Annotated in this window: 9 protein-coding genes and 1 pseudogene; 1 reads left to right on the top strand and 9 read right to left on the bottom strand. The window is 40.9% G+C overall.

The genetic code is table 11. From position 1 onward, the window contains the following. Window positions 1-222 precede the first annotated feature (222 nt). A complete protein-coding gene (xerS, locus tag AC506A_RS27130; protein WP_495464132.1) occupies window positions 223-1,248 on the bottom strand; it encodes a tyrosine recombinase XerS in 1,026 nt (341 codons plus the stop codon). 711 nt (window positions 1,249-1,959) lie between these two features. After that, a pseudogene (locus tag AC506A_RS27125) lies at window positions 1,960-2,655 on the bottom strand (DNA/RNA non-specific endonuclease); the annotation flags it as partial. A gap of 574 nt (window positions 2,656-3,229) precedes the next feature. Here AC506A_RS27125 and AC506A_RS27120 point away from each other — a divergent pair. Next, window positions 3,230-3,568 carry a hypothetical protein gene (locus AC506A_RS27120; protein ID WP_495464131.1) on the top strand — a complete coding sequence of 113 codons (339 nt, stop codon included), beginning with the start codon at window positions 3,230-3,232 and terminating at the stop codon, window positions 3,566-3,568. A gap of 206 nt (window positions 3,569-3,774) precedes the next feature. Here AC506A_RS27120 and AC506A_RS27115 read toward each other — a convergent pair whose 3' ends face one another. The 7 genes from AC506A_RS27115 to AC506A_RS27085 all read right to left on the bottom strand — a co-directional run bounded on the left by AC506A_RS27115 (window position 3,775) and on the right by AC506A_RS27085 (window position 10,675). Beyond that, window positions 3,775-4,734, bottom strand: coding sequence for a hypothetical protein (locus AC506A_RS27115; protein WP_495464130.1), 960 nt, complete (start codon window positions 4,732-4,734; stop codon window positions 3,775-3,777). Window positions 4,735-4,803: 69 nt separating this feature from the next. Beyond that, on the bottom strand, window positions 4,804-5,247 hold the full coding sequence (locus tag AC506A_RS27110) for a hypothetical protein (RefSeq protein ID WP_495464129.1): 444 nt from the start codon (window positions 5,245-5,247) through the stop codon (window positions 4,804-4,806). A gap of 243 nt (window positions 5,248-5,490) precedes the next feature. After that, entirely contained in the window at window positions 5,491-6,075 is a 585-nt protein-coding gene (locus AC506A_RS27105) for a metallophosphoesterase (protein WP_495464128.1), read from the bottom strand. 867 nt (window positions 6,076-6,942) lie between these two features. After that, window positions 6,943-7,707 carry a hypothetical protein gene (locus AC506A_RS27100; protein ID WP_495464127.1) on the bottom strand — a complete coding sequence of 255 codons (765 nt, stop codon included), beginning with the start codon at window positions 7,705-7,707 and terminating at the stop codon, window positions 6,943-6,945. 48 nt (window positions 7,708-7,755) lie between these two features. Then, a complete protein-coding gene (locus tag AC506A_RS27095) occupies window positions 7,756-8,565 on the bottom strand; it encodes a hypothetical protein (protein WP_495464126.1) in 810 nt (269 codons plus the stop codon). 185 nt (window positions 8,566-8,750) lie between these two features. Further along, on the bottom strand, window positions 8,751-9,479 hold the full coding sequence (locus AC506A_RS27090; RefSeq protein ID WP_495464125.1) for a hypothetical protein: 729 nt from the start codon (window positions 9,477-9,479) through the stop codon (window positions 8,751-8,753). Window positions 9,480-9,991: 512 nt separating this feature from the next. Further along, a complete protein-coding gene (locus AC506A_RS27085) occupies window positions 9,992-10,675 on the bottom strand; it encodes an SOS response-associated peptidase (protein ID WP_495464124.1) in 684 nt (227 codons plus the stop codon). Between the last annotated feature and the right edge of the window lie 41 nt (window positions 10,676-10,716).

The raw sequence follows: 10,716 nt of genomic DNA, 5'->3' as shown, positions 1-10,716 counted from the left end.
ACAAGAATTTCTATACATTTATTTACGAACTGTACAAGCAGGTCCTAAGATTCATACGTATCCTACTAAAGGAGGTGAATTGCCATAACTAAATTATTAGATTTTAAAACGATAATTCACCGTTAATCCACGTTTTCACGTTTCAAGAAGTTCGCAGCTGTCCCAATCATGAGCTGAAGGACCGGTACAAAGAAGGATTGGCGATCCCGGGCTGCCGAAAATCTAGCTGTCTGCTTTATTGACGGAAGCTCGACGATCTTCTTGCCCAATATGAGTATATATCATGGTAGTATTCATGTCCTCATGCCCGAGTTGCTCTTTAAGCTTCGCTAAGTCATTGTTCTCTTGATGAAACCTTGTCGCGAATGTGTGGCGTAGTTTATGAATTGTTAATGCCGGCTTCCCGAATGAATCGACGTATCGATCGAGCATCTTCTGGGCAGATCTTACGGTTAAGCGGCCAACAGCACCACGCGGTCCGGTAGGAAGCGAAAGAAAGAGAGCCGGCTGGTTATCACCCACATGGTAACGGGCTTTTCGAACGCTCACATATGCCTGGAGATCTGCAAGCGCAATATCGCTAATGGTTACGGTGTCTTTCTTATTTCCTTTTCTCGTTACTGAGACTTTATTCTTTAATGAATCAACATCATTAAGATCAAGAGAGAGGGCTTCTGATATCCGTAGTCCAGAACCCAATATCAAGCTAACCAGCGCAAGGTCACGTTCTTTGTTCTTTATATGGGAGTTATAGATGCGCTTGTTTTCGGCACAGGTCTCCTGGTACCCTTCAGCAACGAATACACGAAACTCAAAGATTTCATCATCGCGCAAGATTTTATCCTCGATCCGGCTAGCTTTCTCCTCAACGGTCAGTTTTTCTTTTTCGACAGGCAACACCTTTACCATTACATTTCGCTTTAAATAAGGATAGTTGTTTTCATCTTCAGCTACCTGGGATAAGTAATGGAACAGTGACTTGAGAGAAGCGTACTTACGAGCAATCGTATCGGGCGAATTACCATGATCAATGGAGAGGAAGTCTCCGAAACGCTCAACATCAGTTGCGCGAAGATCTTCAAGAACCTGAAGTGGGATCTGCCCGCGCTCACCGCTGCATAAGCCCTCAGACAGCAGCCAGTCAAAAAATGAGATGTAATCCAGGCAATAGTTTAATAATGTGTTAGGCGACTTTCTACGTTTGTTACGCTCTATGTATTCTTGAGCGTACCACGGCAGCTCAATCATCTTAATCTGCACACTGGAAATTGATCATTTATTGAGAAGATGGTTGAGCACCGAAATAGTGACTCGAGAAGAACAGGAACTCTTGAGCGGTTTGAAAGATAGTAGGAATGAAATGGAAAGATATCCTAAGTACGATGAAAGATACGACAGCCTTTTTGAATTCGAAGAAAGGCATGACAGTCTTTATGAAATTGATGATGGGTATGACAGCCTAAATGATTACAACTACTCCCATTGTTCGTCTTGCGGGGAGATGTATCATGATAAATACTCGAGGAGAGGGCAATGCCTCGCCTGTTGCGAATTGCCATATACTGATGAGGGTAAGCAGTCCTACTTAGAATTGTCATACTGGGAATTGGAGTATCATTAATGACTAAACTACAGCGGCCCGCTCCTAAATGGAAGCGGGCCGTTCGATGTTCCTTCATAATTTTCTAGTGCCCCGTTTTACCTCGGTGACGGTCTTTACAATATTCTCTACTTCGGCAAATCATGGTTGCCCCATCAAATTAAAATATAACCCCTCTCTTACCTGGCAGCTCCTAACCGTTCCTCTCGTAACTCTTTATCATTACGACTTAAACATAATCATTAATGGATGCAATTTAACAATCATGCTTTAGTGCGTTAAATTGCTAAACTCAATTACATCTCTTTGTGCTATACTCGAATTAGGCGCCCAAACCCGAAATGGAGATGGGATAAACATGTATACTGATAATTTGAAGGAATCTGAGTTTCTGTATTCGGGTATGTGATAATTGCTTCGAAATCAGTAGCTCCGCCTGCTTTGCGTATCGCATCTTCCATATATGCTTGATCACCATGTCGGTTGAGTGTACTATCTTGAGGGGTGATATTATAAGCATTCGATACCCCTCCGAGAGAATCGGCAATGACATGTCCCTCATCTAATACATCGCTTTCGACACCAGGGACTTTCGCCTCATCAGAGCAATATCTACCAGACGATGAGACAGACTCGTTACTGTCATCTTGTAGAATGATTTCGTCAGCAATGACACGCACTAGTTGCCCGTGTTCGTTTGTAAATGCCCAGTATTCACGGTCCCCGAAACCAACATCTACAACGACATTAGGTTCACGATGCCCAGACAAATCACAACCATCCACTTCAATACGTTTGTATCCTGAGAATAGTTCGTTATTTGATTGGGCTGGTGTTTCCTCGGCTACCGGTTCGTCAACAACCGTCTGGGTAGTTTCTTCTCCTTCTGTCTCTTCAATTACCTCGGTAATAGTTTCTTCAGGTTCTTTATCAACTGTGGTTACTTCTTGTTGAGCATCTTCTGTATTTGTAATAGTTAAATTTACTGTATTGGTACAACCAACCATGAAGATGATCATTAACAGTAAGACTAAATAGTTCATTTTCTTTTTCATTTTAGGACTCTCCTATAATAGTTTCATACCTATTCATTTTAAAAACGACGACTTTAAGTTATCTTGTTCTATTATCTTACCATAAAAGACTATTATCATATTAAATTATCCTGCCCGTTAGCTGAACAGGCTGCCGTTCGTGCCGGCAGCCTGTTCATAGTTGTGCTATTGTGTCCCGAAAGAATTCCTGTAAAACGAATAATTTGGCGTTTGAACAAAAACGAGCGCCTCGTTACGATGGGGGTGCGCACGAGGTCAAAAGCCTCAAAAATCCCATCAGGAGGTCGCTCTACTATGAAGTTTAAGTCACAAGATAAGCAAAATCAACTCATTGAAAACATTTCCGTTTCTCACCTTGTTGTCGGAAATTTTTCCGGATATTCAGAACTTCTATACAAAAACGACAAGAATTTCTATACATTTATTTACGAACTGTACAAGCAGGTCCTAAGATTCATACGTATCCTACTAAAGGAGGTGAATTGCCATAACTAAATTATTAGATTTTAAAACGTCTCAGAACGCAAGTTTTGCTAATTCCATTTCGCTGGTGCTCTCTCCAGGTATACCAGTCATGATTGGACAGGTTGGCCTTAACATCGTTAATCCAGGTTCGAATATTCGAGTTGACTTAAGTGGACAGGCAACCATTAATGCAAGATCAGGTTTATTTATGCACGTGGTTCGAGGAACCGTGTTAACTGAAGATCCTATTGTGTACTCCACTACTCTATTACTCGATGATAGTGTATTCAGTAGTTTTCAAATTGTATCTCTTATTGCCGAAGGTTCCGATTATAATGTTCCAGTACCACCAACAGGTTTACTTATTTACAGTTTATTTGTTACTGCAAATAGATTTGCATCACGTGTTGGTCCAGAAAGCTTTAAAGCAACAGCATACTCAGACTAAATAGATCCGCAAGCATAATAACCTCGAATGCCTCCTTACCTCCTAAAGAAGAACATCTGATCTATCCACTACCTCATTATTAACGGATTAACTTTTTTCAATCATGAACATGTAAATGAAAGTTTTCAAAAAAAAACCAACCCTGCGGTAAAACCTTAGAGTTGGTACAAAAGCTAATCTTATTGCAACAGTTAGGATTATTGCGTTTATTCTTGATTTCCGGTGTCTGGATCATCAGCTTGATTTGCGTTTGAATTATCTATTTTTGGAGCTGCATCTTGTTCATTCAACTGTTGTGTTGAATCATTTTGCCTCTCCACATGTAGCGCTTCAATGTTTGGGCCATCGCCTTCTTGTGCCTCAATATTTGCTACTTTATCTTTTCGCTCATCAATGATTGTACTTTCATCCTCTGTTTTGTATTTCACTTTATTTTTAATCAATTCGTGGTCAGGATCAATAGCGTATTTGTCTCTTGAACCATTAAGACCCACTAGCCAATAGTCAATATACGCACGAAGCGTTGCAGATGCACCCAAGAACAGAGCAATTGAAAAGAGGAATATATCTGTATCTCCCTCGCCAATGAATGGCTTAACAATAGCGCCTAATACACCATATATAGGTGTTATAAAACCAGTGGCTGCTTTTATTCGATCAAGTGAATATTGGTAAATAATTAAATCCTCGTCTTTAATATCCGGCTGGTGCTTACCTTTGTATGCCTTAAATGTCCTATATCTTAGGATGATTATTTGCAGGAAAATATAAAGTAGCATGCTGCAAATAAAGATGTAGATTGATGGATCTATCTTGAGCTTTTTTATTGTTAATACATGAAATATTGAATGTACCTCATTCGCCTTAACTATGAACCAAGCCGCAAACCCATAGAATAAAGTTGGAGCAACGGCATATTTAAGAACGATGCCTTTCATATTCTCATGCAAGTCATTTATAAAGAGAATAATGATGCTGCCAGCAATCAAAAGCCCTGCAGTCAGGTTAAGAACTACTGGCTCTGCTGCATCTGGTTTCATTCGCGTTACAAATAGAAGAATTGCTACGATATAGAAACCAATTACCGGCCAAAATATGAATCTATGCTTGATACTCGATTTGAATTTGAGGTCAAACAGATGTACTTTTTTGTTGTCGCTTGCCATGTAGCTACCTCTACCCCTCTCAAATATGCCATGCTATTTGGAATATCTTAGTTCACAGCACTTACTCCGCTAAGAATGATTTTCGCTACCGCTATCTCTGGTTGGTGAGATCGATAATCTAATGCTTATGGTCTTGTGCTCACCTCTAAGAAACTGCGCTAACCGCTCCAGTTTCTCCGCTAGTTCTGAGCCATTTAGAACTACATTAAGTTCGTAGTTAAAATCATCAGTCGGCACGACCGACCGTGAGATGTTTACGACTGAAGCGGATCTCTGAGCTGCAGCTGCTTGGAGTTGAATCATACTTCGAGGATCATACTTGTCTGACTTATTAACTGCCTGTTCGTAAATCCTTAGTTTCTTCAACAGCAAATAATACTGGGCACTGTGCTTCATCCCCCACGCGTCTTGAATAGCCTTCAGCTTGTACTCCATCTTCATTTGCTTTAGTTTTTCAATTTGCTCATCTGAAGATAGAGCTAAGAAATCATCTATGGGCATTATTTGTTCCAAGAACACGACCTCCGCGATTGGAAAATTTATCATTTACTAGTTTATCAAATATTTAATATATTACAATGAAATTCATACCTAGTGGTAACCCGAAAATCAAAACAACGCCGGCAACCATTGAAGAAGCCTATACCACTATAAAAAAAGAAGCCCACTGACTGCAGGCTTCTTTTCATATAACGAAAGTTGGATCTTGGACGGGGACGGAGCGTTTGTTGCAAGAATTACCTTTTAGTCGTTACGCTATATCACGATTTCACGTCTGTGTTGAAAGTAAGCATTGATCTCATCCAGCGGTACAGGTTTTAAGTTATGAAATTCGACTGCCACGTTAAATGTATGTGGCCACATGTACTTGTCGAGCTGATTGTAATGACAGTGCCCGTGGACGTTGCCCACATGTTCGCCGTCCGAAGTCCGCTGAGGCTCATGTGAAAACGTGAGATCCCCAATTGTTAGAATGGATCCTGGCAGGTACACACGGGAAAATCCAACATCATTCCAATTAATTCTGAGTTCGGCATCGTGATTACCCATCACTAATATCTTTCTTCCGTTCAATTGGCTAACGATCCTGGCCACCTCGCGCTGAATCATATGCTGCGGCTTCCCGTATAACCATGTATTCTGACCGACTTTTAAGAAGTCGCCAAGAATATATACCAAGTCGCCGGGCTCGACCATGACGTTCCAGTGATCGATCAAAGCGTCGTTCATTTGGGAAGCCTCATACCACTCAAACGGCCTCGGCATTTTGTTAAAGCCGTGCTTGCTACGACATAGGTTGGAATCGTAAAAATGCGGATCGGACGTCACGAAAATGTTCATCTTAGGCTCCCCTTCCGGTTTACTCTACTTCGCAGTATCCCCGCAGCGCCTGTTTGATAAACTTGCTTAAACCATTCGATTCTATCATGAGCAGAATGATACTATTTTCTATGGCGTTAGGCCGAGTGAAACACCATGGGCTGCCATCTTTAATGCTCAGTATCAAAATCGATTCTTCTTAATGTGCAGTGGGCCAAGGTTACTCTCCACATTCAAGGAACAATTGTTATAATAAAACTAACTTGTTGAATGATGGACGAACCCATACCTGTGAGGAGTGAAGTTGCGATGATCGGAAACCGAAGAAAACGGCGAATGATATTGCGCAGTCCACAATTCAGGTTCATCCTATATGCATCCATAGGTTTTGCAGTCATCTTGTTCATGCGTGATAACCTTTTAATTGCATGGTCTACTCCCTACTTTATACTTGCAGTACTCCCCGTTATCTACTTCCTTACACTCACAATGGGTACAGAACAGAAACGGAAGGTTAGAAAAAGAAATAACCACTCTGTCGGCGGAACAAATAAGAAACAGAAAACACCAACCAACACGGATCGTGGATAGACCATTACCGAAATTGTCGGGAATAAGCCTCTTCTGTCCTGAGTACGATTTATCCTATGGTGAGAACCAGCGAGTAAGAGAGCTCGCGAGGACAGTAGCAGCAAAAGAGCAATAAAAAACTGCCGAACTTACGACGGCAGCTATGTAGCTTTTTGCGGGTTATATCAGTTATCCGAAATTAAAAAAGTCCGCGATCTAATCGCGGACTCCAATCTCAGGAGTAATAATCAAGTGTGTTCAAATATTCATAGCCATTTAATGCTGGACTACTGATCGTCTTACGATTCCACTGATCAACTATAACCCTAAAGCTTGTTTAACATCACTTACTGGGAAAGGAAAGCTGGACGATTGATTACCCATGTATTCGAACAGATCGAATAGCTCTTTGCGACCTTCATGTGTTTTTGAAGCTTCCAATGGTGTTTTTCCTTTCAGAGCTGGTATTGGCATGTGAATCCATTTTTTATAATAAGCGGTTAGGCCTGCGTTAATCTGAGGACCTAATGGAATGTTTGGGTTAACCGCTAGAGCTCCTACATTGTCTGATTGTTTGTAAGTTTTAATATCTCCTGGAGGGCTAGGGACTTTATCTGGAATCAGCAGCAAGACAGTCTTTTCTGATTCGCTAATAACAAGCCCCGGATTCTCATGATACATTGCATAATAAACAATCGCATCGGCCAAAACTGAACTCATTACGCGAATAAGTTGCATGTCCGCTGATGAGCTAGGTATTGTTTCTAGTAGAACCCCACCGGTGTTAAAATATGATCGCTGGTAATTAAGGTACCATTGAGTATTGAACTTCTGATCAATATACAGCTCTACTTTTACACGTTGATTGTCGTGATCTTTATAATAGATATGACAGTTCTCTCCGATTCCAAGTTCCTTGATGCTAAAGAGTACTGCTCCTTCTTCGAAAGGTAATCTTGAAATTCCAAGTGGTTTTTTTAGACTTTTTGACCACCTTCCCAATCCGTCAATCCCATTCGTTCCTAATTTGATTGTAACAAGGTCATTGAAATTAAGATTGTTTATTTGGTTTTGCTTGCTCATTGTTAACCTCCGTTCAAATTTGTAATAGCAGACTGTAATCTGATGGCGCTACTGTTGATTTTCCAACAATAATGATTGAATCATGTAGAATGCGCGTTCACGGTCCAATTCGCTCATCAATATCTTGGATTCGTGAACATAAGCATCAAGAAGATCATCTGGGATAAACTTTTTACCTAGATTCCATGCATTCTGTTCAAACGTCATAAGCAATTCATGATAATCACTGTAAAGTTCTGTATGAAATTTGCCCTGTTTCTTTAACGATTGAAGCGTAGTTGCCATGATAAAAAATTCATCATAACGAGCATGCAGCTCTTCGCATAAGGTATGTCCAGCCTCATGTGCCAGGACAAAATAGAACGCTATTCTCATTGGAATGCGAGAAAATACGGCTGAACGGCTCATATGTTTATACATCGTTGTAGGATTTATTAACACTACTTTCCTTTTAGGGTTGAAAGCAGCATTATGTTGGTCCTCTTTTTCGTCAAGTTCAATGGGAACATCAATACCCCACAAACCAAACCATCCTTTAGCATCTGTTAAAAGTCTTTTGGGATCATTCCGAAATAATTCTACGATGTGCTTTGATTCAATTAATCTGAAATGAGTCTTTAACTGAAAGGTTGAGTCAAACGAATATTCCTGCACCCAGAAACGATTTGTGGCTGTCACTTCCGTAAGGCGTCGACCTACCAGCTTATTTGCTCCGTATGGCAGAAGAAATGTTGCATTTTGCCCCGCAGGGACTTCGCATATTTTGTATCCAATTCCTTCTCCCGCCCCCTTCCACCTCACCACATCATTCGCGGCAAGAGGGTAAATATATTCGTCCGACAAAAAGTCTATAAACATCAATTATCACTCCAGATTTCATTTCATATTTCCATAGCACCTCTAACTGCGGTCCTACGGTTATAACAAGGGCGCTGCCGAAATCCAGCAAGAATCGGAAACTTCTACGGCTTTTCCGGCGAAAGCAGTTCAATCTGTTGCAGTAATAGCACTCCCAACAACGGTAGCAGCAAAACGATGGTAATTTACGAGACATCCTCTGTATCGATCCTAATCGGCTCGATATTACCATTACGCTCCATACGAAATGATAAATGCTGCTGAGAGGTGTTCATTTCCATTTGTCTTGCTCGGTTCAGAATTCGGATAATATCGCTGCTATCTCTCTCAAGCTCCTCAAATCTGGTTTTCCAATATTCCGACTGTTGGATACTATTCGTTAACTGATTCCTGAGCTTTTGATTCTCTCTTTCAAGCTGCTCCATTTCATTCCTGATATTATCTAATGACTGTGACCAAGTTGTTCCGGTATGGTGATCAGATACTACTACTTTGATGTCATTTGTTATATTGGTTTTGTTCCGAAGTACGTTATAGTAACGGTGACTAACTGCTGCAGAACTGTGGCCAATTCGACTGGCCAGTTCCTGAAATGCTTTCAGCTTATTTCCATTACTCGCTGCTTCAAGGATCATGGAATCCTTCTCAGCGGTCCATGCCAACTTACGTGCCGGCAACTGGCGCTTTCTATTTAGTTTTCCAAGCTTTTTTATGGCACGATGATAATGATTCTGTATTGTTTGTGCTGCTAAACCTTTTTCCACCGCCAATTCTTTGAAAACAGCGTTCTTTGTATTTCCAGCCTGAACTCCCGAATTCACACGATCAATTAGTGCTTGATGCTCTTCTTCTTTCCATGATGGATACTTTGATCGATCATAGTATTTGTGATCCCTGATACCAACTTTCCCCATAAAGATACTATCCTCCTATTCCTAATATTCATTAGTTATTAGTCTTTATTTCCCGCCTAGAATCTAGATATACATGATAAATTCATATAGTCTTGCCGGAGTATCAAGAAATAATACTTTTAAGTAGTATTTTGAAAAATACTATTTATATATAGTAATTTCGCTGGATTCAAAAGATGAAAAAAGAAGCCTGCATAAGCTGCAGGCTTCTCTAATCATAGATGTTTGATGAAAATAAAGTATTAGACATGAGTTGTTGATTTGACGCGGTTTTCAAGGTGGAAAATCGGTAGCTTTTGAAAAATAAGTTTTAAACTGATCCATAAAAAGAATCAGCAGCGAGCTAAGACTTGAAAAATAAAGTCTTAGACTGCTACTGGCTTCAAATGAACTAACGTGTCCCGTAGCGTAATTCGCGTAATCCTCAAACCTTTTCTTTATCTGCGAGTTCAGACAAAACAGTAACCTAAATCAAAAAACTCCATCACAGATAATGTGTTGGCGTTCATTAATTACAACGAATTTAAAGAGATATCCTCTAACAAATCAAAACTGTTATTCTTCACGCTACCTATATCCCTGGAGACGGGATATTTGAACATTCGCTCAGCAGGATACGGCTTCAGAAAACTCAGAACTTCTTGAGTTTCTTCCATCTGTGGACTTAGCCAATCATCTGCCTCCGGACCTGTCAAAATAACAGGCATTCGATCGTGCACATCAGCGACGATAGTATTCGGTGTTGTAGTGATGATTGTTGTTGATCTAATCTCAATGCCGGATGATGGATCCTGCCAGGAATCATACAAGCCCGCAAACCCATAAACGCCCCGCGAATCCAATTGAAAGCGGTATGGCTGCTTGCGATCATTCTCTTGCTTCCATTCTAGGAAACCGTTACTGACTATGAGTACGCGATTCCGTTTCAGCAGATGACGGAACGCGGGCTTCTTTTCTATGCCTTCCGCGCGGGCGTTTATCGTCTTGTAAGCGATCTTAGCGTCTTTTGACCAAAATGGTATAAGACCCCATCGCAGCCCTTCTAGCACCCGCTTCCCATCACGCTCAACGATGCACGGGACCGTTTGTGTAGGAGCTGCGTTCACTCGTTTCTCGAAATTGTAGTTCACTTCATCGATAGAGAATGCTTCAATGACTTCATTTAGCTCGGCCGTTATTGTGAATCTCCCACACATATGCATCCCTCCTGAACCTATAATAACCTTCGCTTTAGGCG

The organism is Paenibacillus sp. N22P23, from assembly GCF_059383735.1.
Note: the sequence above shows the minus strand (reverse complement) of the source record. Positions and strands in the feature narration are given on the sequence as shown.